The organism is Acidovorax sp., assembly GCF_016783915.1.
Taxonomy (GTDB): Bacteria; Pseudomonadota; Gammaproteobacteria; order Burkholderiales; family Burkholderiaceae_C; genus Acidovorax.
Genome location: NZ_JADHVT010000001.1, coordinates 1 through 25,504, shown reverse-complemented (window position 1 = coordinate 25,504; position 25,504 = coordinate 1). Strand labels below are relative to the sequence as shown.

Below are 25,504 nucleotides of genomic sequence, written 5' to 3'. Positions count from 1 at the left end.
ATATGGTTGAAATTGAACTGGACGGTCAGAAAGTGGAAGTCGCCGAAGGCTGCATGGTGATGCATGCAGCCGAAAAGGCTGGCACTTACATTCCGCATTTCTGTTACCACAAGAAGCTTTCGATTGCCGCCAACTGCCGCATGTGCCTGGTGGACGTGGAGAAGGCTCCCAAGCCCATGCCTGCCTGTGCCACGCCGGTCACGCAGGGCATGATCGTGCGCACCAAGAGCGACAAAGCCATCAAGGCTCAGCAGTCGGTCATGGAGTTTTTGCTGATCAACCACCCCCTGGACTGCCCCATCTGCGACCAGGGTGGCGAGTGCCAGTTGCAAGACCTGGCCGTGGGCTACGGTGGTTCCTCTTCGCGCTACGAGGAAGAAAAACGCGTGGTGTTCCACAAGGATGTTGGCCCGCTGATCTCCATGGAAGAGATGAGTCGCTGCATCCACTGCACCCGCTGCGTGCGGTTCGGTCAGGAGGTGGCCGGCGTGATGGAACTGGGCATGATCCATCGTGGTGAGCACTCTGAAATCACCACGGTCACCGGCGACACGGTGGACTCGGAGCTGTCGGGCAACATGATCGACATATGCCCCGTGGGTGCATTGACCAGCAAGCCTTTCCGTTACAGCGCCCGTACATGGGAACTGTCGCGCCGCCGTTCCGTCAGCCCGCATGACTCCACCGGTGCTAATCTCATTGTGCAGGTGAAGAACCACAAGGTCATGCGCGTCGTTCCGCTCGAGAACGAGGCTGTGAACGAATGCTGGATCGCCGACCGCGACCGTTTCTCTTACGAATCGCTGAACAGCGACGAGCGCCTGACCCAGCCCATGCTCAAGCAGGGTGGGGTCTGGAAGGAAGTGGACTGGCAGACGGCGCTTGAGTACGTGGCCAATGGCCTTAAGAACATCAAGAGCGACCACGGGGCATCCAGCATCGGCGCGCTCGTGAGTCCGCACAGCACGTTGGAAGAGCTGTACTTGGCCAGCGCCCTGGTGCGTGGCCTTGGTAGCGACAACATCGACTATCGCCTGCGTAACGCCGAGTTTGCTGCTCCTGAAGGCATTCGTTGGCTCGGCACCTCCATCGCCTCGTTGTCCACGCTGCAGCGCGTGCTGGTCGTGGGCTCCAATCTGCGCAAGGACCATCCACTGTTTGCGCAGCGCATCCGCCAAGCGGCCCGTCATGGCTGCCAGGTCAGCGCCATCGCTGACGTGGCCTACGACTGGGCCATGCCTGTGCAGTCGTTCGTCGCCCAGGGCGCGAGCGAATGGGTGTACACGCTCGGACGCATCGCTTCGGCCATCGCCCAGGAAAAGGGCGTTACCGCTCCGCAAGGTGCTGCAGCTGCCGACGATGCTGCGCAGGCCATCGCCCGCTCGCTGCTGGGCGGCGAGCGCAAGGCCGTGTTGCTCGGCAACGGTGCGGCGCACCACGCGCAGGCTACGCAATTGCTGGCCCTGGCCAACTGGATTGGCGAGCAGACGGGTGCATCCGTCGGCTATCTCACGGAAGCGGCCAATACAGTGGGCGCCCAGTTTGTGGGTGCTCATCCTGTGAATGGTGGATTGAATGCGGGTCAGATGCTCTCCGGTGGTTTGAAGGCAGCTTTGCTGCTGAACACCGAGCCGGTTCATGATTCCGCCGCAGGTGCTCAGGCGATAGCCGCCCTTGCTGGCGCAGAGATGGTGGTCACTTTGAGTCCCTTCAAGGCCAACCTGGAGTTCAGTGACGTTCTGTTGCCAATTGCTCCATTTACGGAAACATCGGGCAGCTTTGTAAACGCGGAAGGCCGCATACAGGGCTTCCATGCCGTGGTGCGTCCTCTGGGTGATACCCGTCCCGCATGGAAGGTCCTGCGCGTGCTGGCCAACTTGCTGGGCGTACCGGGATTCGACTTTGAAACCTCGCAGGATGTTCTGGCTCGTGCTACCAATGCCCCGGCAGGCACGGTCACGCAAGTGCCGGCAGCACAACTGTCGAACACCGTGAAGGCTGTGCCTGCTGCGACGACAGCAGCTGGTGAACCTGTGGTGGCTTCTATCTATCAACTCGACGGACTGTTGCGCCGTTCCACGTCGCTGCAGCTGACTGCCGACGCGCGCCTGGCACGTGAAGGAGTGGCCGCATGATCGATGCGATCTACAACGCGGGCCTGAACCTGCTCTCCTTTGGCTGGTGGACCGGTATTGTCTGGCCAGTGCTCTGGATCCTGATCAAGATCGTCTGCATCCTGGCGCCGCTCATGGGCGCTGTGGCATATCTCACTTTGTGGGAGCGCAAGCTGCTGGGCTTCATGCAGGTGCGACATGGCCCCAACCGCGTGGGCCCCATGGGGTTGCTGCAGCCTATTGCTGACGCGCTGAAGCTGCTGACCAAGGAAATCATCCAGCCCACGGCGGCCAGCAAGGGCCTGTTCGTGCTCGGACCTGTCATGGCCATCATGCCCGCCCTGGCTGCCTGGGTGGCGATTCCTTTCGGCCCCGATGTGGCCCTGGCCAATGTGAATGCTGGTTTGCTGCTGGTCATGGCAATCACTTCCATTGAGGTCTATGGCGTGATCATCGCGGGCTGGGCCTCGAACTCCAAGTACGCCTTCCTGGGCGCGTTGCGTGCTTCGGCACAGATGGTGAGCTACGAAATCGCGATGGGTTTCTGTTTCCTCGTCGTGATCATGGTGTCGGGCAGTATGAACCTGACCGAGATCGTACTCGGGCAGGGCCGGGGCATGGCAGCGGACAAAGGCCTGACTTTCCTGTCCTGGAACTGGCTGCCTCTTCTGCCTATCTTCCTCGTGTATCTGATTTCCGGCGTGGCTGAAACTAACCGTCACCCCTTTGACGTCGTTGAAGGTGAAGCGGAAATCGTCGCTGGTCACATGGTCGAGTACTCGGGCATGGGCTTCGCGATCTTCTTTCTGGCCGAGTACGCCAGCATGTGGCTCGTATCCATTCTGGCTGCTCTCATGTTCTTGGGCGGTTGGCTGCCCCCGATCGACAGCGCCGTGTTCAACTGGGTTCCAGGCTGGATCTGGCTGGGGCTCAAGACCTTCCTCGTCGTGTCCATGTTCATCTGGATCCGGGCAACCTTCCCCCGGTTCCGCTATGACCAGATCATGCGCCTGGGTTGGAAGATCTTCATTCCGGTCACGCTGGTGTATTTGTTGTTTGTTGGCGGGTGGTTGCTCTCGCCTTGGAATATCTGGAAATAAGCGGGGACACAAATGACTGCTGTTGCTGCTGCTGCACCTTTTTCGTTCAAGGATTTCTTCAAGAGCTTCATGCTCGTGGAGTTGCTCAAGGGGATGGCCCTGACCGGCCGCTATGCATTTCGCCGCAAGGTGACTGTGCAGTTCCCCGAAGAGAAGACGCCTTTGTCGCCACGTTTTCGTGGCCTGCATGCACTGCGCCGCTATGACAACGGTGAGGAGCGTTGCATTGCCTGTAAGCTGTGTGAGGCCGTATGCCCTGCGATGGCCATCACGATCGAATCTGATGTGCGCGCTGACGGCTCGCGCCGTACCACGCGCTATGACATCGACCTGACCAAGTGCATCTTCTGCGGGTTCTGCGAAGAGAGCTGCCCGGTCGATTCGATTGTCGAGACACACATCTTTGAGTACCACGGCGAAAAGCGTGGTGACCTGTATTTCACGAAGGACATGCTCTTGGCCGTGGGCGACCGGTACGAAGGTGAAATTGCGGCAGCCAAGGCTGCAGACGCCAAGTACCGCTGAGCGGTACGGGGTTCAGCCTCTTTGCCAGACTTTCTATAAAGACCCGATTCATGGACGCCAAGACTGGTTTCTTCTATCTCTTCTCGGTGGTGCTGCTGTTTGCAGCCTTCCGGGTGATCACTGCTCGCAACCCTGTGCATGCGGTGCTGTATCTCATCCTTGCGTTCTCGCAGGCGGCGGCTGTATGGCTGTTGCTCAAGGCGGAGTTTCTGGCGATTGCGCTCGTGCTGGTTTACCTGGGCGCGGTCATGGTGCTCTTCCTGTTTGTGGTGATGATGCTGGACATCCACATCGATACCGTACGCAAAGGGTTCTGGAAACATTTCCCGTTGGCGGCCTTCATCGGGGCACTCATCGCCCTCGAAATGGCTGGCGTGTTGATGGGCGGATTCCGCAGCATTGACGAGCCCAAAGCAATTGCGACGGCGGTGGATGCCGCAGGGCATGTGGTGCAATATTCAAACACCAAGGCGTTGGGCAAGCTGCTGTACACCGAGTACCTTTATCCGGTTGAGATCGCTGCGGTCATTCTTTTGGTTGCCATGGTCGCAGCCATTGCGTTGACACTGCGCCAGCGCAAGGACAGCAAGGCCATCAATCCGTCATCACAGATCCGTGTACGCGCTGCTGATCGTTTGGCTGTGATCAAGGTGGCTGCTACTCAAAAGCCTGCTGTCGAGGAGCCGGCGCAAGCTGCCGCCGAGGAGAAAAAAGCATGACATTGACTCTGGGCCACTTTCTGTCGCTGGGGGCCATGCTGTTCGCGCTCGCCGTGATCGGCATCTTCCTGAACCGCAAGAACCTGATCGTGCTTCTGATGGCGATCGAGCTCATGCTGCTGGCGGTGAACATGAATTTCGTGGCGTTTTCCCACTACCTGGGAGATATGCACGGCCAGGTGTTCGTGTTCTTTATCCTGACCGTGGCGGCCGCTGAATCGGCGATTGGCCTAGCCATTCTGGTGCTGCTGTTCCGCAACAAATCCAGTATCAACGCAGAAGACCTCAACACCCTCAAGGGTTGATGGGTCACGAGTATTCCCAAGGTTCTCAAGAATGAGTCAAACCCTCTCTGCTTCAACGCTCCTGGCTGTGCCGCTGGCACCGCTGGCGGGTGCCGTACTGGCCGGCGTCTTCGGTACGACCTTCGGTGGTAACTGGATCGGTCGTCGCCTGAGCCACACCCTGACCATCCTCGGGGTGCTTGTTGCGTTCATCCTTTCGGCCATGACGCTCAAGAGCGTTGCGCTCGACGGTGCCCGCTTCAACGAAACCCTCTACACCTGGATGGTGGTGGGTGGCTTGAAGATGGAGGTGGGCTTCCTGATCGACAGCCTTACGGCAATGATGATGGTGGTGGTGACCTTCGTGTCGCTGATGGTTCACATCTACACCATTGGCTACATGGAAGAGGACGAGGGCTACAACCGCTTCTTTGCCTACATCTCGCTGTTCACGTTCTCCATGCTCATGCTCGTCATGAGCAACAACCTGCTGCAGCTGTTCTTCGGCTGGGAGGCAGTGGGTCTGGTGTCCTATCTGCTCATCGGGTTCTGGTTCAACAAGCCCACGGCCATCTTCGCCAACATGAAGGCCTTTCTGGTGAATCGTGTCGGTGACTTCGGCTTCATTCTGGGTATTGGCCTGATCGCAGCGTATACCGGCACCTTGAACTATGGCGAGATCTTCGCCAAGGCGGGCGAACTTGGCGCGCTGTCGTTCCCCGGCACCAGCTGGATGCTCGTCACCGTGATCTGCATCTGCCTGTTCATCGGCGCGATGGGCAAGTCGGCACAGTTCCCTTTGCACGTCTGGCTGCCTGATTCGATGGAGGGTCCTACCCCCATCTCTGCGCTGATCCACGCCGCCACCATGGTGACCGCCGGCATCTTCATGGTGTCGCGCATGTCACCACTGTTCGAGCTGTCTGATACTGCGCTCAACTTCATCTTGGTGATTGGCGCCATCACGGCACTGTTCATGGGGTTCCTGGGCATCATCCAGAACGATATCAAGCGTGTGGTGGCCTATTCGACGCTGTCGCAGTTGGGCTACATGACTGTTGCTCTTGGCGCTTCGGCCTATTCGGTGGCGGTGTTCCACCTGATGACCCATGCGTTCTTCAAGGCCTTGTTGTTCCTGGGGGCAGGCTCGGTCATCATGGGTATGCACCACAATCAGGATATCCGCTGGATGGGTGGGGTTCGCAAATACATGCCCATCACGTGGATCACTTCGCTCCTGGGTTCCATGGCACTGATCGGCACTCCGCTGTTCTCGGGCTTCTACTCCAAGGACAGCATCATTGAGGCGGTGCACTTCAGCCATTTGCCTGCAGCCGGGTTTGCGCATTTCGCGGTGCTGGCGGGCGTGTTCATCACGGCGTTCTACTCCTTCCGCATGTATTTCCTGGTGTTCCATGGCAATGAGCGTTTCGACCAGAACCCGGACGCGCACCATGACGATGATCATGGTCACGGTCATGATGAGCACCACGAGCCTCACGAGTCTCCATGGGTGGTCACGGTGCCTCTTGTGCTGTTGGCCATTCCTTCGGTGGTGGTGGGTTTCCTGTTCATCCAGCCCATGCTGTTTGGTGACTTCTTCAAGGATGTCATTTTTGTGGATGCGGCCAAGCACCCTTCCATGGCGCACATGGCAGAGCATTTCCACAGCGCTTGGGCCATGGCATTGCACGGCTTGCAGACGGCACCGTTCTGGCTCGCATTGGCGGGTGTGGCCCTGTCGTACTACATGTACATGGTCAATCCTGCGTTGCCCACTGCGATCAAGGCGCGCGTACAGCCGATCTACACACTGCTTGAAAACAAGTACTACCTCGACTGGATCAACGAGAACATTCTGGCCCGTGGCGCACGTGCGCTGGGCGTGGGTCTGTGGAAGGGTGGGGATCAGGCAGTTATTGATGGCGCCTTGGTCAATGGGTCATGGAAGCTCGTGCGCTGGGTTGCCGGTGCTGTACGTTGGGTGCAGTCGGGCTTTATTTACCACTATGCGCTGGTCATGATCCTGGGTGTTTTTGTGCTCATGACGTATTTCGTCTGGCTCAACAAGTAGGAGAAGAATAAAAATGGGTCTGTTGAGTCTTGCAATCTGGACACCGATTGCGTTTGGCGCGCTGTTGCTCGCCATCGGGCGCGATGAGCATGCGCGCGCCGTGCGCTGGCTGGCGCTGGTCGGTGCGTTGATCGGCTTCCTCGTCACGCTACCTTTGTACGATGGCTTCAAGCTAGGTACTGCAGCCATGCAGTTTGTGGAGAAGGCTGACTGGATCGAGCGCTTCAATGTCCACTACCACCTTGGCGTGGACGGTATTTCCTTCTGGTTTGTGCCGCTGACAGCATTCATCACCGTCATCGTGGTGATCGCCTCCTGGGAATCGATCACTGAGCGCGTGAACCAGTACATGGGCGCTTTCCTGATCCTTTCGGGGCTCATGATCGGTGTGTTCAGCGCACTCGACGGCATTCTGTTTTACGTGTTCTTCGAAGCCACTCTGATTCCGATGTATCTCATCATCGGTATCTGGGGCGGTCCGAACAAAATATACGCTGCGTTCAAGTTCTTCCTGTACACGTTGCTCGGTTCACTGTTGATGCTCATCGCGCTGATCTACCTGTACAACCAGTCGGGTGGCAGCTTTGATATTGCGACTTGGCATCAGCTGCCGCTGAGCGGCCGTGCGCAGACTCTTCTGTTCTTCGCCTTCTTCGCCGCCTTCGCTGTGAAGGTGCCCATGTGGCCTGTCCATACCTGGCTCCCCGACGTGCACGTGGAGGCGCCCACGGGCGGTTCCGCAGTGTTGGCCGCCATCATGCTGAAGCTGGGCGCCTATGGTTTCCTGCGGTTTTCACTGCCGATCGCCCCTGACGCTGCGCGGCAATGGGCTTGGCTGATGATCGCCCTGTCGCTGATCGCTGTGATTTACGTGGGCCTGGTGGCCATGGTCCAGAAGGACATGAAGAAGCTGGTGGCCTATTCGTCGGTGGCGCACATGGGATTTGTGACCCTGGGCTTCTTCATCTTCAATGATCTGGGTGTTTCGGGTGGCCTGGTGCAGATGATTGCCCACGGCTTCGTCTCGGGCGCGATGTTCCTGTCCATTGGCGTGTTGTACGACCGTGTGCACTCTCGCGAGATCGCAGCGTATGGTGGTGTGGTCAACACCATGCCCAACTTCACGGCGTTTGCGCTGTTGTTTGCCATGGCCAACTGCGGCCTGCCGGGTACGGCCGGCTTTGTGGGTGAGTGGATGGTGATCCTGGGTGCCGTCAAAGCCAACTTCTGGATTGGCTTGGCAGCTGCTACTGCGCTTATTTTTGGCGCCGCTTACACCCTGTGGATGTTCAAGCGCGTTTACCTGGGTCCGGTGGGCAATGACAACGTCAAGGGCTTGACGGACATCGACCGCCGTGAGTTCCTGATGCTCGCTGTGCTGGGCATTGCAGTGCTGGCCATGGGCCTTTATCCCCGTCCGTTCACCGACGTGATGGACACCTCGGTGGCAGAACTGCTCAAGCATGTGGCGCTGACCAAGCTGAACTGAACAGACCAGACTGAACTGAGAGATTCGAGATGATTGACAACATCAGCTGGCTAGCGATTTACCCTGAAATTGTGCTGTTGACGATGGCCTGCGTGATTGCGCTGGTTGATCTGGGTGTTCACAGCCCCCGCCGCACCAGTACCTACGTGCTGACCATGCTCACGCTCGCCGTGGTGGCCGCCCTCCAGGCCATGTACGCCAGCAGTGGCAACACCTTCTATGGCTTCGGCAACATGGTGGTAAGTGACGCCATGGGCAACTGGCTCAAGTGTTTTGCCACCGTGGCCATGATGGTCACCCTGGTGTACGGCCGCCCCTACGCGGCCGACCGCGATATGTTGCGGGGTGGCGAACTTTTCACGCTGTCCATGTTCGCCTTGCTCGGCATGTTCATCATGATTTCGGGCAACAACTTCCTGGTGATCTACCTGGGTCTTGAGCTGCTGACACTGTCGAGCTATGCCCTCGTGGCATTGCGCCGCGACAACGCCACTGCCACAGAAGCGGCCATGAAGTATTTTGTACTAGGTGCCATGGCAAGCGGCTTCTTGCTTTACGGATTGTCCATGGTGTATGGCGCAACGGGCTCGCTGGACATCGGCCAGGTGTTCAAGGCAGTCAATTCCGGTCAGATCAAGCACCAGGTGCTGGTGTTTGGCCTGGTGTTTGTGGTGGCAGGTCTGGCCTTCAAGCTGGGCGTGGTGCCCTTCCACATGTGGATTCCCGATGTGTACCAGGGCGCGCCCACGGCTGTGACGTTGATGATTGGTGGCGCGCCCAAGCTGGCCGCGTTTGCCATCACCATCCGTTTGCTCGTGGATGGCTTGTTGCCCCTGGCCATTGACTGGCAGCAGATGCTGGCCGTGCTGGCGATTGGTTCGCTGCTGGTCGGTAACCTGGCAGCCATTGCGCAGACCAATCTCAAGCGCATGTTGGCGTACTCGACGATCTCCCAAATGGGTTTTGTGCTGTTGGGCCTGATGTCGGGGGTGATCAATGGCAATGTGGATGCCACTGCGGTAGAGAATGCCTACAGTGCATCCATGTTCTATGTCATCACCTACGTGCTGACCACACTGGCTGCCTTTGGCGTGATCCTGCTGCTGGCCCGGGAAGGTTTCGAGAGCGAAGAAATCTCTGATTTCGCAGGTCTCAACCAGCGCAGCCCCCTGTATGCAGGTGTGATGGCGGTCTGCCTGTTCTCGATGGCTGGTATTCCCCCGCTGGTGGGGTTTTACGCCAAGCTGGCGGTCCTGCAGGCCTTGGTGGCCTCGGGCCAGTCAATCTACCTGGCGATGGCTGTGTTTGCTGTGATGATGTCACTGATCGGTGCGTTCTACTACCTGCGGGTGGTGAAGGTCATGTATTTCGACGCGCCATTGACCGCTACCAACGTATCGGCACCCGTCGATGTGCGCGTGGTGTTGACCATCAACGGCGCTCTGGTGCTGGTGTTAGGTCTGTTGCCAGGTGGTTTGATGGCCCTGTGTGCCGACGCCGTGGTGCGCGCACTGGCGACCTGATCGGTAGCGCGAGCGTATACATCGCGCAGGCTACCGCTCCCACTCCTAATTTGCTGCTTCGATCAGTTCTTCTGTGTCACTTACCGGTTCGGTTTGGCTCGTGATTGTGGCGGCGTTGATTGCCGCCAATCTGCCCTTCGTCAATCAGCGTTGGCTGGTGATGGGACCGGCTTCGGCTGGCGGCAAGCCCTTGGTGGGCCGCCTGGCCGAGTTGATCTTGCTGTACTTCTTGGTGGGCGGACTGGCCTTGTTGCTGGAGCGCCGTGCAGGCCAGATTGCACCGCAGGGCTGGGAGTTTTACGCCATTACCGGCACCATGTTTCTCACGCTCGCCTTCCCTGGGTTTGTCTATCGGTATCTGCTGCGGCGCCACGGCTGATGCAGCGGTGGGTTTCGGGCGGAGTCAGGCGAAAAAACTTTGAGGACTCCTGCCTGCTTTAGGCTGGCAGATGGAGTTAAACACATCTGAACACAACTCTGCACCTGGACGTTGATGTGCCCAGTGGAGTCACTCACTGGATTGCGCTGACCGGCGTACGATACGTCTCATGAAGGTACTGGATCTCCAATGTCAGCACGGTCATCTGTTTGAAGGCTGGTTTGGTTCTGAAGATGACTTTCAGAGCCAAAAGCAGCGCGGCCTGGTTCAGTGCCCGTTTTGTGCAGACGACCACATCGAGAAACGTCTGAGCGCACCACGCCTGAATCTGGGCGCTCGCCAGCCCGCCGCAGCCGCGGCGGCACCGTCCGGTACAACTTCTGTTTCGCATGCTGTTTCCGGCGCGCAGGTCGAGGCATCGACGCTTCCCCTGGCGCTACAGGCAGCGTGGCTGGAGCTGGCCCGCAAGCTCGTCGCGAATACCGAAGATGTCGGCCCCCGGTTTGCCGACGAAGCCAGGCGCATGCATCACGGCGAGATTCAGGATCGGGCCATTCGTGGCCAGGCCACTGCGCAGGAGGCGTTGCAACTGCTGGATGAGGGCATTGCCGTCATGCCGCTGCCAGCGTCAGTCAAGGAAACCCTGCAGTAGCCACTGCACCCGGTCCTGGGGGCAGCCATTGCGGAATGGCGCCGGAATCAACTGGTGAACTGCAGTGCAGCCAGGCGCGCATACACCCCCCCTTGCGCCATCAATGCGCTGTGGGTCCCTTGCTCCACGATCTGACCGTGGTCCAGCACCAAGATGCGGTCCGCGTTTTGCACGGTGGCCAGGCGGTGGGCGATCACTAGCGTGGTTCTTCTGCCCGTGTGGCGCTGCATGGCGGTGTCCAGCGCGGCCTGCACCATACGCTCGCTTTCCGCATCCAGGGCGCTGGTGGCCTCGTCCAGCAGCAACAGAGGTGGGTTTTTAAGCATGGCACGGGCGATGGCAATTCGCTGCCGCTGGCCACCTGACAGGCGCACGCCCCGTTCGCCCAGAAACGTGTGGTAGCCCTTCGGCAGGGCCATGATGAAGTCGTGCGCGAAGGCGGCTCGGGTGGCCTCCATGACCTCCTCGTCGGATGCATCGGGACGGCCATAGCGGATGTTGTCCATGGCAGAGGCGGAGAAGATCACAGCATCCTGGGGCACCGTGCCCGTATGGGTGCGCAGCGTATCGAGTGTCAGGTCGCGGATGTCTACACCGTTCAACAGGATGCGTCCTTCTGGCAAACTTGGCGCGCCTGCCTCTCCGTCCCCATCCACGTCGTAAAAGCGCTGCAATAACTGAAACACTGTGGTCTTGCCCGCCCCGCTGGCGCCCACCAGTGCCACGGTCTCGCCGGGCGACAGGTGTAGCGAGAAGTCCTGCAGCGCTGGCTGATCCGGGCGCGATGGGTAGTGAAACTGCACGCTGTCAAACTGCACTTCCAGACCCCGCCCCGAGGTTGGAAGCTGCTTGGGCGTCACAGGGTTCGCCACGGGCGAACTGCTTGACAGCAGTTCCATCAAGCGCTCGGTGGCACCTGCTGCACGCAGCAGGTCTCCGTACACCTCACCCAGCACCGCCACTGCACTCGCCAGCAGGATGACATACACCACCGTCTGACCCAGGTGACCTGCACTCATCTGCCCGGCCAACACGGCTTCTGTGCCACGGTACAGCCCCCACAGCAGCAGGGCCGCGTTGGCGATGATGATGAAAGCCACGAGCAAGGCGCGTGCCTTGGTGCGCTTGACCGCCGTGTGAAAGGCGTCCTCGGTGGCCCGTGCAAACCGTGTGGCTTCGCGCGGCTCGGCGGTGTAGCTCTGCACCACAGGGATGGCGTTGAGCACCTCTGCCGCGATGGCGCTGGAGTCCGCCACCCTGTCCTGGCTGTCGCGTGACAGCCTGCGCACCCTTCGCCCGATCCACATCGTGGGCAGCACCACTAGCACCACGGCCAGCAGTACCACCGACATCACATAGGGATTTGTCCACACCAGCATGATCAGGGCACCGAGGCCCAGGACCGCATTGCGCAGCCCCATGGACAGTGATGATCCGACCACGGTCTGCACCAGCGTCGTGTCGGACGTCAGCCGCGAGAGCACCTCCCCGGTCTGTGTGGTCTCAAAGAACTGCGGGCTTTGTTGCAGCACATGGCTGTAGACAGCGTTGCGCAGGTCAGCGGTTACGCGCTCGCCTAGCCAGCTCACCATGTAAAAACGTGCGGCCGAAAACCCACCCAGCGCCATGGCCACGGCAAACAGCTCTTCGAAATGGCCGCGAAGTGCCATAGCCTGTGCCCCCCGGTCGCCCGTGGCGGTGACCAGGCCCCCGTCAATGAGATTGCGCAGCGCCATGGGGAATGCGAGTGTGGCCAACGCTGCCAGCACCAGGAACACCAGCGACAGTGCGATGCGTGCCCTGTAGGGGCGCAAAAAGGGCAGCAGCCCCGTGAGCGAGCGGGGTGCGCCCCGGGCGGGCGTGGAAGAGGAGAGGGATGCCATTGTGGCAGTGTAGGGCGCTGTGCCGGACAAACGGATAAGTAGGCCCCACGTTCGACGCGGCGCATGCATCTGTGCTGAAAGGCAAGGGATGTCAGCAAAAAGTCAGCGACGGGCGCAGGGCTGCGCGTCCTCTGCGTGGGTTGCTCCGGGCCCGGCAAGGCATCAGATTGAGCGCTGGCGCGCCGCTCGTGCCGGTGTCGTGACTTCGCCATGAACTCTCAGGGCGGGTACGTAGGCATTTATACATAGGCATTAGTCCCAGTATCTACTGCAGGGTAGGGAGACATACGATGCGGTGCGATTCATCCTATCGGGAGACCTTGGTGCAAGGCTCCTCTTTTCAGCACCTTACGGAGCGGCCAAGGCGCAATGAGCGACGTCATTCTTGAAACCAACAGCCTGACCAAAGAGTTCAAGGGCTTCACCGCTGTCAGTGATGTGAACCTGGCCGTTCGGCGCGGATCCATCCATGCGCTGATCGGCCCCAATGGTGCGGGCAAGACCACGTGCTTCAACCTGCTCACCAAGTTTCTGGAGCCGACCTCTGGCGTCATCCGGTTCAACGGACATGACATCACGCGAGAGCAGCCCGCGCAGATCGCACGCCGCGGAGTGATCCGCTCGTTTCAGATCTCTGCCGTGTTCCCCCATCTCACCCTCATCGAGAACGTGCGCCTGGGCCTGCAGCGCAAGCTGGGTACCTCGTTCCACTTCTGGCGCAGCGAGCGTACCCTGCGGCAGCTCGATGACAGAGCCATGCAACTGCTGACGGAGGTGGGTCTGGAAGATCTGGCCGATGAAGTGACCGTGAACCTTCCCTACGGCCGCAAGCGCGCGCTGGAGATTGCCACCACGCTGTCGATGGAGCCCGAGTTGATGCTACTGGACGAGCCCACACAGGGCATGGGGCACGAAGACGTGGACCGCGTCACACAGCTGATCAAGAAAGTCTCTGCGGGCCGCACCATCCTGATGGTGGAGCACAACATGAAGGTGGTCTCCACCATCGCCGATCGCATCACGGTGTTGCAGCGTGGCGCCGTGCTGGCCGAAGGGCCTTACGCCGAAGTCTCGAACAACCCGCAAGTGATGGAAGCCTACATGGGCACGACAGATGGTCAACTCCAAGGGGCGCATTGATATGAGCACCCCCGCACTCGAAATCAAGAACCTCGAAGCCTGGTACGGCGAGTCGCATGTGCTGCACGGCGTGGACATCGTCGTCCAGCCGGGTGAGGTGGTCACACTGCTGGGCCGCAACGGCGCCGGCCGCACCACCACCATGCGCGCCATCATGGGCCTGACCGGTGCGCGCAAGGGTTCGGTCAAGATCAATGGCGTGGAAACCGTGAACATGCCCACGCACCGCATTGCGCACCTGGGCGTGGGCTACTGCCCCGAAGAGCGAGGCATTTTCTCCAGCCTGTCGTGCGAAGAAAACCTGCTGTTGCCGCCCGTCCTCAAGACGGGCACGCCCGGCATGTCGGTGCAGGAGATCTACGCCATGTTCCCCAACCTGGCCGAACGCAAGAACAGCCAGGGCACGCGCCTGTCGGGCGGTGAGCAGCAGATGCTGGCCGTGGCCCGCATCCTGCGCACAGGTGCCAACCTGCTGCTGCTGGACGAAATCTCCGAAGGCCTGGCGCCCGTCATCGTGCAGGCCCTGGCCCGCATGATCACCATGCTGCGCCAGAAGGGCTACACAGTGGTCATGGTGGAGCAGAACTTCCGCTTTGCCGCACCGCTGGCCGATCGGTTTTACGTGATGGAGCACGGCCGCATCGTGGAGAAGTTCGGTGCTGCCGAGCTCGAAGCCAAGATGCCTGTGCTCAACGAACTGCTGGGCGTCTGAGCCACGCCCACACCCTTTTCCCCACCGTTTTCTTCCACCACACCCACAGGAGACAAATCCATGAAGAAACAACTCAAAGTGCTGGCACTGATGCTGGGCGTTGCAGGCTTGGCCACCTCGGCCGCGCACGCGCAGGACAAGGTCAAGATCGGTTTCATCACCGACATGTCCAGCCTGTACGCCGACGTGGAAGGCAAGAACGGCGCGGTCGCCATCCAGATGGCGATTGACGACTTTGGCGGCAAGGTGCTGGGCATGCCCATTGAGCTGATGAGCGCCGACCACCAGAACAAGGCCGACATCGCAGCCTCCAAGGCCCGCGAGTGGATCGACACCCAGGGCCTGACCATGGTGTTCGGTGGTACCAACTCGGGCACCGCACTGGCCATTGCCAAGGTTGCAGCCGAGAAGAAGCGCGTTTACATCAACAACGGCGCCGCCAGCTCGGCTCTGACCAACGACCAGTGCACACCTTACACCGTGCACTATGCGTATGACACCGTGGCGCTGGCCAAGGGTACGGGTTCTGCCATTGTCGATGGTGGCGGCAAGAGCTGGTACTTCCTGACGGCAGACTACGCCTTCGGCCACGCGCTCGAAGCCGACACCACCGCTGTGGTCAAGGCTAAGGGCGGCAACGTGGTGGGTGCCGTGCGCCACCCACTGAACGCGTCCGACTTCTCGTCCTTCCTGCTGCAGGCACAGAACTCCAAGGCACAGATCCTGGGTCTGGCCAATGCGGGTGGTGACACCATCAACTCCATCAAGGCCGCCAAGGAGTTTGGCATTGGCAAGAGCATGAAGCTGGCCGGCCTGCTGATCTTCATCAGCGATGTGCACAGCCTGGGCCTGCGCAACACCGAAGGCCTGCAGTTCACCACCAGCTGGTACTGGGACCTGAACGACGAGACCCGCAAGTTCTCGGCCCGCTTCTTCGAGAAGACCAAGCGCATGCCTACCGAAATCCAGGCAGCCGACTACTCGGCCACCATGAACTACCTGAAGGCCGTTGAAGCCGCCAAGACGGTGGATGCCGACAAGGTCATGACCACATGGCGTGGCATGAAGATGAACGACTTCTTCGGTGCAGGCCAACTGCGTGCCGATGGTCGTTACGTGCACGACATGTACCTGATGGAAGTGAAGAAGCCCGCAGAGTCCACCAAGCCCTGGGACTACTACAAGCTGATCAAGAAGCTGCCTGGTGACTCGGTGTTCACCACCAAGGCCGAGAGCAAGTGCCCGCTCTGGAAGTAAACCCCTGAGAGGACCCACACCGGCCCGGCCACCCTTGGAGTGTGCCGGGGCACGGTGTGACCCTCTGACCTGAACTCTCTCCACCTGCTGCTGCCTCCCATGGAAATCTTTGGTGTCTCATTGCCCGGCCTGTTGAGCCAGCTCCTTCTGGGGCTGGTCAACGGATCGTTTTACGCAATCCTCAGCCTGGGGCTGGCTGTGATCTTCGGCCTGCTCAACGTCATCAACTTTGCGCACGGTGCGCTGTTCATGACCGGGGCGTTGCTGACATGGATGGCCATGAACTACTTTGGCATCAACTACTGGTTGATGCTGGTGTTGGCACCGCTGGTGGTGGGTTTGTTCGGTGTGCTGATCGAGCGCCTTTTGCTGCGCTGGATCTACAAGCTCGATCACTTGTATGGGCTGTTGCTCACGCTGGGTCTCACGTTGCTGATCGAAGGCGTCTTTCGCTCCATCTATGGCGTGTCGGGCCTGGGCTACGACACTCCCGAGCTGCTCGAAGGGGCAACCAACCTCGGCTTCATGATCATGCCCAACTACCGGGCCTGGGTCGTCGTCGCCTCGGTGGTGGTGTGTATCGCCACCTGGTATGTGATCGAAAAGACCAAGCTCGGCGCCTACCTGCGCGCAGGCACTGAAAACCCCCGCCTGGTCGAGGCCTTCGGTATCAATGTGCCGGTGATGGTGACATTGACCTATGCCTTTGGCGCAGCGCTGGCTGCCTTCGCGGGTGTGTTGGCCGCCCCTGTGTACCAGGTCACGCCGCTCATGGGCCAGAACCTCATCATCGTGGTGTTTGCCGTGGTGGTGATCGGCGGCATGGGCTCCATCATGGGCTCCATCCTCACGGGGCTGGGCCTGGGGGTCATCGAAGGTTTCACCAAGGTTTTCTACCCCGAAGCGTCTTCCACTGTGGTGTTTGTCATCATGGTCATCGTTCTTCTCATTCGCCCCGCCGGCCTGTTCGGCAAAGAAAAATAAGGGGCTGCCAGCATGAATTCCAAGAACACTGCCACCATTGGTTACGGCCTGCTGTTGCTGGCCCTCATTGCCGCGCCTTTTCTCGGCGCCTATCCCGTCTTCGTGATGAAGCTCATGTGCTTTGCACTGTTTGCTTCCGCGTTCAACCTGCTGCTCGGTTACACCGGTCTGCTGTCCTTTGGCCATGCAGCCTTTCTGGGGGGCGCGGCCTACGTGGCCGGCCACGCCATCAAGGTGTGGGGCCTGACCCCTGAAGTGGGCCTGCTGCTCGGCACCGCTGGTGGCGCGCTGCTGGGCCTGCTGTTTGGCTGGCTGGCCATTCGCCGCCAGGGTATCTACTTCTCCATGATCACATTGGCGCTGGCGCAGATGCTGTTCTTTGCCTGTCTGCAAGCACCCTTCACGGGAGGTGAGGACGGCCTGCAAGGCGTGCCGCGCGGCAAGCTGTTTGGCTTGATCGATTTGCAAAGCGATCTGGTGATGTACTATGTGGCGCTGGTCATCGTGGTCGCCGCCTTCTTGCTGATCGTGCGCACCATCCACTCGCCGTTCGGCCAGGTGCTCAAAGGCATCAAGGAGAACGAGCCCCGCGCCATCTCGCTGGGCTACGACACGCACCGTTTCAAGCTGCTGGCCTTTGTGCTGTCGGCGGCTCTGGCGGGTCTGGCAGGCTCTCTCAAGACCCTGGTGCTGGGCTTTGCCACGCTGTCCGATGTGCACTGGACCGCCTCGGGCCAGGTCATCCTGATGACACTGGTGGGCGGCCTGGGCACGCTGTCAGGCCCGCTCATCGGCTCGGCAGTGGTGGTGCTGCTGGAGAACAAGATTGGCGAGTTCGGCAACCTGCTGGCTGCACTGACCAGCGTGGAATGGTTCAAGACCTTGGGTGAATCCGTCACCATGGTCACGGGTCTGATCTTCGTGATCTGCGTGCTGGCCTTCCGCCGCGGCATCATGGGCGAGATCATCGCCTGGCTGGCACAGCGCCGCGCAGGCAACTCCGCCAAGCATTGAGGATGTGACGCCGCCTGTTCTAGCGGTATCCTTTGAACACCAAGCCGCTGCTGCCTTTACAGGCGCAGCGGTTTTGCGTATCCGGTCATCTCCAGGTAGCCCCTGCCTAAGGGCTGACCTGTAACGCTCACCAGGTCCGACAGCCCTTCCCAGTAGATGGCGCCCGTTGATCCGCTGCTGTCCAGCTCCTGGCTGTCCAGCAGCGCGTTCACCTCAAAGGCGCCTGCTGGCGTCTGCACCCGCCATTGCACTGGGTAGCGCGCGCCACTGCGAGGGCTGGCCCACCAGCGCAGGGGGGTGAACACCACAGACCGCGCATCAAACACCTGCACCGGCTGCCCGGGCGCCCGCCACGACCCCCCCGCCCACAACGCAGTGCCATCAGCCCGCCGCAGGCGGAAGGCTGTCAGCGCGCTGCCGTCGTGCAGGTTCATGCCGATCCAGTCCCACCCCTGGGCCTCGGGGTGCAGCAGCGCCTCGCTCCATTCGTGGTCCATCCAGGCGCGGCCGGTGTCCGGCGCGACAGCCATGCGTTTGCCCCCCACCGTCAAGGTGCCGCTGACAGTGAGTTGTGGCTGGCTGTAGTAGTAGCTGGCCTGCTCGGCGTCCGGCCCCTTGCGCGACAGCCCCTGCTGCCCTTGCAGCAGCACGGGCTGGGTGCCATCGAACACCAGGTCCAGATCAAACTCGCTGCCCGCAACGTGGGTGGTGTAGCGGCTTCGTGCACCTGCGGGCGTACTGCGGGCCGCGTCACTGCGCTCCAGCGTCCAGTCCTGTAGCCGGATGCGGGTGTCGGCCTCACTGGCCTGCGCCACACCAAAACCTGCACGCGCAATTCGCTGGTCGTGCAGCAGTCGCTGGCCGCGCACATCGGTGATCGCAGCGTGCGCAAACAGCAAGTGTTTGGCCGCAAAGGCCGACTGCAGCCGCTGCGTGCCATCGACCCGCGAGCGAAAGAACGTGATCTGAAACCCCCATGGCTGCCCCTGCGCCTGTACGTGGCCGGTGATGTACCACCACTCGGTGCGCAGCTCCGGGTGGCTACCGTGGTCACGCGGAAAGCTCAACGTGCGTGCGGGTAACGCATACGCTGCATCGGGTAACCACCCCGCAGCACTAATTGCCGTCAGGCCCAACGGCACCTGCGTGGCCAGAAACCGCCGGCGAGTAACCGTGAGGCCGAGTGGCAGCGGCAAGAGGCCTGGAGGCAAAGCAGAAAAGGGCATGGTGCGGAGGGAAGCGAGCGTCAGCCGATCAGTGCGTCCATCTTCTGCTGCGCGGCCGAGCAGTCGCCAAACGTGCGGTCCACCCATTCGGTGTCGAAATACGTGGGCAAGTACCGTTCGCCCGCATCACACAGCAGCGACAGGATGGAGCCGCGCTCGCCCCGCTCGCGCATCTCGCTGGCCAGTGTGAGCATGGCCACAAAGTTGGTGCCCGTGGACGGCCCCACGCGCCGCCCCAGCAACTGCGAAAGCGCGCGCATGGCGGCGATGGACTCGCAGTCCGCCACATCCACCATGCGGTCTACCAGTGTGCGGATAAAGCTCGGCTCCACCCGTGGGCGCCCAATGCCTTCAATGCGGGATCCCGGCGCCGTCAGCGCCGCGTCGCCCGTACGGTGGTACGCGCTGAATACCGACCCCGCCGGGTCGGCCACACACACCTGCGTGGCATGGCGCTGGTAGCGCACATAGCGGCCAATGGTGGCGCTGGTGCCGCCTGTGCCTGCACCCACCACAATCCAGCGCGGCACAGGGTGCGGCTCGCGCGCCATCTGCGTGAACATGCTCTCGGCAATGTTGTTGTTGCCGCGCCAGTCAGTCGCGCGCTCGGCATACGTGAACTGGTCCATGTAGTGGCCGCCTGTCTCCTCGGCAATCGCACGGGCCGCGTCATACACCGCGCCTGCACTGTCCACAAAGTGGCAGCGCCCGCCGTGGAATTCGATCTGCGCGATCTTCTCGGGCGAGGTGCTGCGCGGCATCACCGCCACAAACGGCAGCCCCAGCAGCCGCGCAAAGTAGGCCTCACTCACCGCCGTAGAGCCGCTGGACGACTCGACGATGGTCGAGCCCTCATGCACCCAGCCATTGCACAGCGCATACAAAAATAACGACCGCGCCAGCCGGTGCTTCAGGCTGCCCGTGGGGTGGGTGGATTCGTCCTTGAGGTACAGGTCAATGCCATGTGCGGCAAACGCGGGCAGGCGCAGCGGGATCAGGTGGGTGTCGGCGCTGCGCTGGTAGTCTGCTTCGATGCGGGCGATGGCTTCGTGCAGCCAGGGGGCGCGATCTTGAGGGTGGCAAGGTCCGGAGGTGTTCTGTTGAAAAGACATAGTTGCATTGTCGCGGTGTTCCATGGGGTAGCTCGTATCTTCACCAATCCTCCTTCACCGCCATCACCGCATCCCTTCCCGCCGCCGCCCGGCCCGTCAGCCATGCGGTGACCGTGCCCGACACAACAACGGCAGCACACAGCCCCAGCAACCTCCAACCCGGCACCGCCAAATCCATCGTCCAGTGAAAACTCTGCGGGTTGACCACGTGCACCAGCACCACCGACACGGCCAGCCCCAGCAGCACACCCTCAGCAGCACCCACGGCGGTCCACGCAGCCCCTTCACCCGCCACCACAGTCAAGATCTGCCGCCGGGTGAGGCCCAGGTGGGCGAGCAGGCCAAACTCCTTGCGGCGTGCTAGCACCTGGGCGCTGAAGCTGGCGGCCACGCCGAACAGGCCGATGCCGATGGCCACGGCCTGCAGCCAGTAGGTGACGGCAAAGCTGCGGTCGAAGATGCGCAGCGAGCGTTCGCGGATGGTGGCCGCCGAGCTGAATTCCACCAGGGCCTCGTTGCCGTCGCCAGTGGCTGCACCCGCCGCAATGGAGGGCTGGCGACCAGCTTGCGTCGCAGCGAGCGCGTGGATGGACGCCTGCAAGGCAGACACATCGATGCCCTCACTGGGCCACAGGGCCAGGTCGCTGGTGCGGGCGTCGCCGGTCAGGCGCAGCCACACCGCGCGGTCCATCACCACGGCGCCGGTTTGCCGGGCGTAGTCCCGCCAGATGCCTGCTATATAAAAGATAGCTGCTGGCGCATGATTCTCTAGCGCTTGAGGGCTAAAAGCCTTGGAAAGTGCGGGCCAATCCATGCCGGGGCGCAGGGCGTACAGGTCCACCACGGCTTCGCTGATGTACACGCCCGTGCGGCCGGGGGGCACGGGCAGGGCCTCGCCCACCAGGGGCAGGGTCTGTGCCGGCTCATCGCCGAGGGGGCGGCTCAGCACCGTGAGGGCAGGCAGCGTGGGGGACAACTGCAGCGGGCTGGCGCGCAGGGGCTGCACGCGGTCCAACCCCGGCAACTGGCCCACCGCTTCGGCAAAACCTGCGGGCAGTAACGCTGCCTCGCCGCCGCCCGTGCCACCCGCACTGAGTGCCGAGCGCACATACAGCGGCGACGGCAGCACCGCGTCCAGCCACTGCGTGACCGAGCCGCGAAAGCTGGACACCATCACCGTCAGCGCCACGGCCAGGCTGAGGGACGCGACCACACCGCCCACCGCGATGGCCGCGCTGCCCCGCATGCGCCGCGCGCGCTCCAGCGCCAGCAGTGGCAGCGCGTGGCGCGCGGCCAGGGGCTGCAGCCACGCCAGCAACCGCGCCATGCCCCAGGGCAGCAGTGCGATGCCGCCCACCAGCAGCAGCGCGATGGCCACATAGGCGGCCAGTGGAATGCCAAATATGGGTGGGGCGCAAGTCAACAGTGCCCCGGTAGCTATCAAAACGATACCAACAGTGCCCTTGTCCGCCTGGCTGGCTGCGGCGCCGAGGCCCTTCAGGGTCTGGGCCGGGGGCAGGGTCTGCGCGGCGCGGGCGGGCCACCAGCCACCCGCCAAGGCGGCCGCCACGCCCAGTGCGCCGTACACCAGGGCGGCGGGGGCGCTCCATTGCAGCGCGGGCCGCACGCCCGCAAAGTAGCCGCCGCCCAGGTCGCCGCCCAGCAGTTGCAGCGCCGTGGCCGCCAGCGCGGTACCTAGCGTTATGCCCAGCACGCTGCCCAGCAAGCCCAGCGCTGCCGACTCTGCCAGCACCAGTGCCAGCCGCTGGCGCGGTGTGGCGCCCAGCACGGCCAGCAGCGCAAACTGCGGCCCGCGCTGCGCCACGCTGAGGGCCAGTACCGAGAACACCAGAAACGCCCCGGTGAACAGTGCCACCAGCGCCAGCACCGTCAGGTTGACCCGATAGGCGCGCGACAGGTTGCTGATGCGCTGGGTGGCATCGCCAGGCTGCGCCAGCACCAGGTTGGCAGGCCAGCCGGGCTGCGCGCGCAGTGTGGTCTCCCACGCAGTGCGGTCGGTGCCAGGCTGCAGTTGCAAGTCGATGCGGGTGAGTGCGCCTGCGCGGCCCAACAGGTCTTGCGCAGCGCCAATGTCCATCACGGCCAGCGGCGCGCCGCCGGCGGTCACGGTGCCTGCCACCTGCACCATGAGCGCCTGTTGTAAACCCACCTGCAGCGTGAGGCGGGGCAGGAGCGACGATGGTGCTGGAGCGGCGGCAGAAAGCCCCAGTGCCTGCAGCGCTGCCGTGTTGAGGAACACCGTGGCGGGTGCGAAGAGGGCGAAGCGGTCGGCGCTGTCCCACGGGCGTGGCATCAGTGCCGGCGCCATGGTGGGCAGCAGCAAGGCATCGGCGCCCAGCACGCGCAGCGGGGTGCGCCAGGGTGCGCTATGTGCTTTGGCATTGGCATTGGTAGTGCTTGCCTGCGCCATGGCCGACAGCTCCAGCAGCGGGCTGGCGCGGGCCACCTGTGGGTCGGTGGCCAGGCGTTCATACAGCGCCTCGGGCAGGCTGCCTTGCATGGCGCGCAGCTCCAGGTCGGGCTGGCCGTTGACAGCGCGCACAGCCTGCGAGAACTCGTCCAGCGCCGACGCATTGATCACATGCACCGCAAACGCCAGCGCCACACCCAGCATCACGGCCGCCACCGCTGCGGCGCTGCGCCAGGGGTGGTGGCGCAGGTCTTGCCAGGAGAAGGTGCGGAGCAGGGCGAGCATGGCCTGCATTGTGGCCGCAGGCGTCGGGAGCCTGGGTTTTTGACGCACATCAACCTTGCATTTCAACCCCCTTGAAGCCGCGATACCGCAGGCCTATCTTGGAGTCAGGGCCCGCCCTCCTGCGCTGGCTCAGCTGTCTGTTTCAACCCCTTTTCAGGAGCCAAAACCATGAACTCTCTCGTGACCCGTGGCAGTCTGTTTGACGACTTTTTCAAGGACATTGCCCCCGGCTTTTACGTGCGCCCGTTGCATGGCGACAACTTGCCTTCGCCCAGCCAGATCAAGGTGGATGTGAAAGAAACCGAAAGCGGCTATACGGTGCAGGCCGAGGTGCCCGGCGTGGCCAAGGAGGACATCCATGTATCCCTCGAAGGCAACGTGGTGAGCCTGCGCGCCGAGGTGCGCCAGCACGATGAAAAGCGCGAGGGCGAGAAGGTGCTGCGCAGCGAGCGCTACTACGGCGCCGTGGCCCGCAGCTTTCAGCTGCCCGCAGATGTGGACGCAGCGCAGGCCAAGGCCAAGTACGACAACGGGGTGCTGACGCTGAACCTCCCCAAGAAGGTGAACAAGGCGGCGCAGCGGCTGAACATCGAGTGAGCGCGGCTCACACAACCCTTCTGGCCGGAACCGCTGGGCTGGGTTGCGTGATCGGCTTGAAGTCCTCGTCCGGCCCCTGCTGGGGGCGTTCGAGGCCTAACCGGCGATGCCGCTGGCCGTGAGGCGCAGCACCCGGTCGGCCCGCGCTGCGGCGGCGTCGGAATGGGTGACCAGCACCAGCGATGCGCCGTGCTCGCGCGTCTGCGCCAGCAGCAGGTCCATCACGCGCGTGGCGGTGGTGGGATCGAGGTTGCCGGTGGGCTCGTCGGCCAGCAGCAGGGCGGGGCGGTGTATCAGTGCGCGGGCGATGGCCACGCGCTGCAGTTGCCCGCCGCTGAGCTGCTGCGGCAGCCGTGTACCCAGCCCTTCCAGGCCCACGGCGGCCAGCATGTGTTGCACGCGGGCGGCATCACTTTGGCCCAGCAGCATCAGCGGCAGGGCCACGTTCTGTGCCACGTCCAGGTGCGGTAACACGTGGAAGGCCTGGAACACAAAACCCACCTGCGCGCGACGCCACAGGGCGCGGGCGGTGTCGTCCAACTGGCTCAGGTCGGTGGTGCCGTGGGTGATGCTGCCGGTGTCCCAGGTGTCGAGGCCCGCCAGGCAGTTGAGCAACGTGGACTTGCCCACGCCCGAATCCCCCACGATGGCCACAAACTCGCCCGGCGCCACGGTGAACTGCACGTTGGCGAACACCGGCGTGCTGCCGTAGTGCTTGCCCAGGTTCTCCACGTGCAGCAGCGTCATGGCGTGGGCTGCTTCAGGCGTTGCAGCACGGCCTGCACCAGCGTGGCCACGGCATGGGGTTGGTCGCAGGCGATGGCTTGGCGCTGCGGCATGCTGCGCAGCCAGGTGATCTGGCGCTTGGCCAGTTGCCGTGTGGCGGCAATGCCGCGTTCGCGCAGGAAGGCCGTGTTCAACGGGGTGCCTGAAGGACGGCTGGCCTGGAAGTCGAGTTCTTCCCACACCTGCCGGTAGCCTACGCAGCGCATGGAGGGCAGGTCGGGGTGCAGGTCACCGCGTACGCGCAGGGCCGCCACCTCGGCAATGAATCCTCCGGCCAGCATGGTGTCGAAACGCTGGGCGATGCGCTCGTGCAGCCAGGCCCGGTTCTCGGGCTCCAAGGAGAAAAGCGCGCTAGCGCCGGTGTTATTTGTGTTGCCTGCTACCTTTTTGATAGTGTGAAAGCTCGACAACGGCTGGCCTGACACATGCCATACCTCCAGTGCCCGCTGGATGCGCTGGCTGTCGCCGGGGGCCAGGCGTGCAGCCGTCACGGGGTCCACACGCGCCAGCTCGGCATGCAGGGCGGGCCAGCCCAACTCGGCCGCCTGGGCTTCGATCTTGGCGCGTACCTCGGGGTCGGCGGCGGGCATGTCGTCAATGCCATCAAACAGCGCCTTGAAGTACAGCATGGTGCCGCCCACCAGCAGTGGCAGTGCGCCGCGCGCGCGGATCTCGGCGATGAGCCGGGTGGCGTCCTGCACAAACTCGGCGGCGCTGTAGGCCTGCAGCGGGTCGCGGATGTCGATGAGGTGGTGTGGCACGGCGGCGCGCTCGTCGGGCGTGGGCTTGGCCGTGCCAATGTCCATGCCCCGGTACACCAGGGCCGAGTCCACGCTGATGATCTCGACCGGCCGGCCCTGTTTGCCCAGCACGGCGGCCAGCGCCAGCGCGCCGGCGGTCTTGCCCGACGCCGTGGGGCCCGCCAGGGCGATGGTAGGTAGAGTGTCAGGCGTGCTCACGGGGCGCTCCAAACTTCTGCACCAGCGTCCACGAGATCACGGCCAGCACCACCGACCAGAACCAGATGCCGTTGACCAGCGGCCACACCGTACCATCGAGCCGTAGCCCCAGCCAGCCGCCAATGGCAAAGGCCGCCAGCATCATCATGAAACCGTTCAGGGCCGATGCGACGCCTGCTGCTTTGGGGAAGGGCCCTACGGCGCCACTTTGCCCGCAGGGCTGGTGGATGCCGTGCGCCACCATGAACAGGTAGAACGG

Annotated in this window: 22 protein-coding genes and 1 pseudogene; 16 read left to right on the top strand and 7 right to left on the bottom strand. The window is 62.3% G+C overall.

From position 1 onward, the window contains the following. The first annotated feature begins 2 nt into the window (after positions 1 to 2). From nuoG to ISS20_RS00070, 10 genes are all read left to right on the top strand, one after another. A complete protein-coding gene (gene nuoG, locus ISS20_RS00115; protein WP_291432660.1) occupies positions 3 to 2,135 on the top strand; it encodes an NADH-quinone oxidoreductase subunit NuoG in 2,133 nt (710 codons plus the stop codon). Further along, positions 2,132 to 3,214: an NADH-quinone oxidoreductase subunit NuoH gene (nuoH, locus tag ISS20_RS00110; protein WP_274108678.1), complete on the top strand. Its 1,083-nt coding sequence runs from the start codon at positions 2,132 to 2,134 to the stop codon at positions 3,212 to 3,214. Before nuoG ends, nuoH begins: the two co-directional genes overlap by 4 nt. 12 nt (positions 3,215 to 3,226) lie before the next feature. Then, positions 3,227 to 3,739: an NADH-quinone oxidoreductase subunit NuoI gene (gene nuoI / locus ISS20_RS00105; protein WP_010463942.1), complete on the top strand. Its 513-nt coding sequence runs from the start codon at positions 3,227 to 3,229 to the stop codon at positions 3,737 to 3,739. A gap of 50 nt (positions 3,740 to 3,789) precedes the next feature. Further along, complete coding sequence (locus ISS20_RS00100; RefSeq protein WP_291432659.1) at positions 3,790 to 4,458, top strand: NADH-quinone oxidoreductase subunit J; 669 nt, start codon at positions 3,790 to 3,792, stop codon at positions 4,456 to 4,458. Beyond that, entirely contained in the window at positions 4,455 to 4,763 is a 309-nt protein-coding gene (nuoK, locus tag ISS20_RS00095; RefSeq protein ID WP_005793248.1) for an NADH-quinone oxidoreductase subunit NuoK, read from the top strand. The genes ISS20_RS00100 and nuoK overlap by 4 nt, the downstream gene beginning before the upstream one ends. A 31-nt stretch (positions 4,764 to 4,794) precedes the next feature. Then, on the top strand, positions 4,795 to 6,816 hold the full coding sequence (gene nuoL / locus ISS20_RS00090) for an NADH-quinone oxidoreductase subunit L (protein WP_291432658.1): 2,022 nt from the start codon (positions 4,795 to 4,797) through the stop codon (positions 6,814 to 6,816). Between the two features lie 13 nt (positions 6,817 to 6,829). Continuing rightward, entirely contained in the window at positions 6,830 to 8,305 is a 1,476-nt protein-coding gene (locus tag ISS20_RS00085; RefSeq protein ID WP_291432657.1) for an NADH-quinone oxidoreductase subunit M, read from the top strand. 29 nt (positions 8,306 to 8,334) lie between these two features. Further along, positions 8,335 to 9,828 carry an NADH-quinone oxidoreductase subunit NuoN gene (gene nuoN, locus ISS20_RS00080; protein ID WP_291432656.1) on the top strand — a complete coding sequence of 498 codons (1,494 nt, stop codon included), beginning with the start codon at positions 8,335 to 8,337 and terminating at the stop codon, positions 9,826 to 9,828. Between the two features lie 73 nt (positions 9,829 to 9,901). Then, a complete protein-coding gene (locus ISS20_RS00075) occupies positions 9,902 to 10,207 on the top strand; it encodes a DUF2818 family protein (RefSeq protein WP_291432655.1) in 306 nt (101 codons plus the stop codon). A gap of 169 nt (positions 10,208 to 10,376) precedes the next feature. Continuing rightward, positions 10,377 to 10,859: a DUF1178 family protein gene (locus ISS20_RS00070; RefSeq protein WP_291432654.1), complete on the top strand. Its 483-nt coding sequence runs from the start codon at positions 10,377 to 10,379 to the stop codon at positions 10,857 to 10,859. A gap of 47 nt (positions 10,860 to 10,906) precedes the next feature. On the opposite strand, the gene ISS20_RS00065 is transcribed toward ISS20_RS00070, so the two are convergent. Beyond that, positions 10,907 to 12,742: an ABC transporter transmembrane domain-containing protein gene (locus ISS20_RS00065; RefSeq protein ID WP_291432653.1), complete on the bottom strand. Its 1,836-nt coding sequence runs from the start codon at positions 12,740 to 12,742 to the stop codon at positions 10,907 to 10,909. Between the two features lie 369 nt (positions 12,743 to 13,111). On the opposite strand from ISS20_RS00065, the gene ISS20_RS00060 reads away from it, so the two are divergent. The 5 genes from ISS20_RS00060 to ISS20_RS00040 all read left to right on the top strand — a co-directional run bounded on the left by ISS20_RS00060 (position 13,112) and on the right by ISS20_RS00040 (position 17,849). Further along, the gene (locus ISS20_RS00060; protein ID WP_015013285.1) at positions 13,112 to 13,882 is read left to right on the top strand and encodes an ABC transporter ATP-binding protein; all 771 of its coding nucleotides are present in this window, start codon (positions 13,112 to 13,114) and stop codon (positions 13,880 to 13,882) included. A 1-nt stretch (position 13,883) separates the two neighbouring features. Then, positions 13,884 to 14,594 (top strand): ABC transporter ATP-binding protein, encoded by a 711-nt coding sequence (locus ISS20_RS00055; protein ID WP_291432652.1) that lies wholly within the window; start codon positions 13,884 to 13,886, stop codon positions 14,592 to 14,594. 60 nt (positions 14,595 to 14,654) lie between these two features. Then, complete coding sequence (locus ISS20_RS00050; RefSeq protein ID WP_291432651.1) at positions 14,655 to 15,851, top strand: ABC transporter substrate-binding protein; 1,197 nt, start codon at positions 14,655 to 14,657, stop codon at positions 15,849 to 15,851. Positions 15,852 to 15,950: 99 nt separating this feature from the next. Beyond that, positions 15,951 to 16,835, top strand: a complete 885-nt coding sequence (locus ISS20_RS00045) for a branched-chain amino acid ABC transporter permease (protein WP_291432650.1) — start codon at positions 15,951 to 15,953, stop codon at positions 16,833 to 16,835. 12 nt (positions 16,836 to 16,847) lie between these two features. Next, positions 16,848 to 17,849: a branched-chain amino acid ABC transporter permease gene (locus ISS20_RS00040; protein ID WP_291432649.1), complete on the top strand. Its 1,002-nt coding sequence runs from the start codon at positions 16,848 to 16,850 to the stop codon at positions 17,847 to 17,849. A gap of 56 nt (positions 17,850 to 17,905) precedes the next feature. Here the strand turns inward: ISS20_RS00040 and ISS20_RS00035 are convergent, their stop codons facing one another. The 3 genes from ISS20_RS00035 to ISS20_RS00025 are packed head-to-tail and all read right to left on the bottom strand — an operon-like array spanning position 17,906 to position 22,912. Next, positions 17,906 to 19,075, bottom strand: coding sequence for a carotenoid 1,2-hydratase (locus tag ISS20_RS00035; protein WP_291432648.1), 1,170 nt, complete (start codon positions 19,073 to 19,075; stop codon positions 17,906 to 17,908). Between the two features lie 20 nt (positions 19,076 to 19,095). Beyond that, positions 19,096 to 20,187: a PLP-dependent cysteine synthase family protein gene (locus ISS20_RS00030; RefSeq protein ID WP_291432647.1), complete on the bottom strand. Its 1,092-nt coding sequence runs from the start codon at positions 20,185 to 20,187 to the stop codon at positions 19,096 to 19,098. Between the two features lie 40 nt (positions 20,188 to 20,227). Continuing rightward, on the bottom strand, positions 20,228 to 22,912 hold the full coding sequence (locus ISS20_RS00025; RefSeq protein ID WP_291432646.1) for an FtsX-like permease family protein: 2,685 nt from the start codon (positions 22,910 to 22,912) through the stop codon (positions 20,228 to 20,230). Between the two features lie 159 nt (positions 22,913 to 23,071). On the opposite strand from ISS20_RS00025, the gene ISS20_RS00020 reads away from it, so the two are divergent. Beyond that, positions 23,072 to 23,500: an Hsp20/alpha crystallin family protein gene (locus tag ISS20_RS00020; RefSeq protein WP_291432645.1), complete on the top strand. Its 429-nt coding sequence runs from the start codon at positions 23,072 to 23,074 to the stop codon at positions 23,498 to 23,500. 96 nt (positions 23,501 to 23,596) lie between these two features. Here the strand turns inward: ISS20_RS00020 and ISS20_RS00015 are convergent, their stop codons facing one another. The 3 genes and pseudogenes from ISS20_RS00015 to ISS20_RS00005 form a co-directional block, all read right to left on the bottom strand. Next, positions 23,597 to 24,247 (bottom strand): ABC transporter ATP-binding protein, encoded by a 651-nt coding sequence (locus ISS20_RS00015; protein WP_291432644.1) that lies wholly within the window; start codon positions 24,245 to 24,247, stop codon positions 23,597 to 23,599. Beyond that, positions 24,244 to 25,245, bottom strand: a complete 1,002-nt coding sequence (miaA, locus tag ISS20_RS00010) for a tRNA (adenosine(37)-N6)-dimethylallyltransferase MiaA (RefSeq protein WP_291432643.1) — start codon at positions 25,243 to 25,245, stop codon at positions 24,244 to 24,246. Before miaA ends, ISS20_RS00015 begins: the two co-directional genes overlap by 4 nt. Continuing rightward, positions 25,232 to 25,504 (bottom strand): annotated as a pseudogene (locus tag ISS20_RS00005) (Bcr/CflA family drug resistance efflux transporter); the annotation flags it as partial. The pseudogene ISS20_RS00005 and the gene miaA, both read right to left, overlap by 14 nt.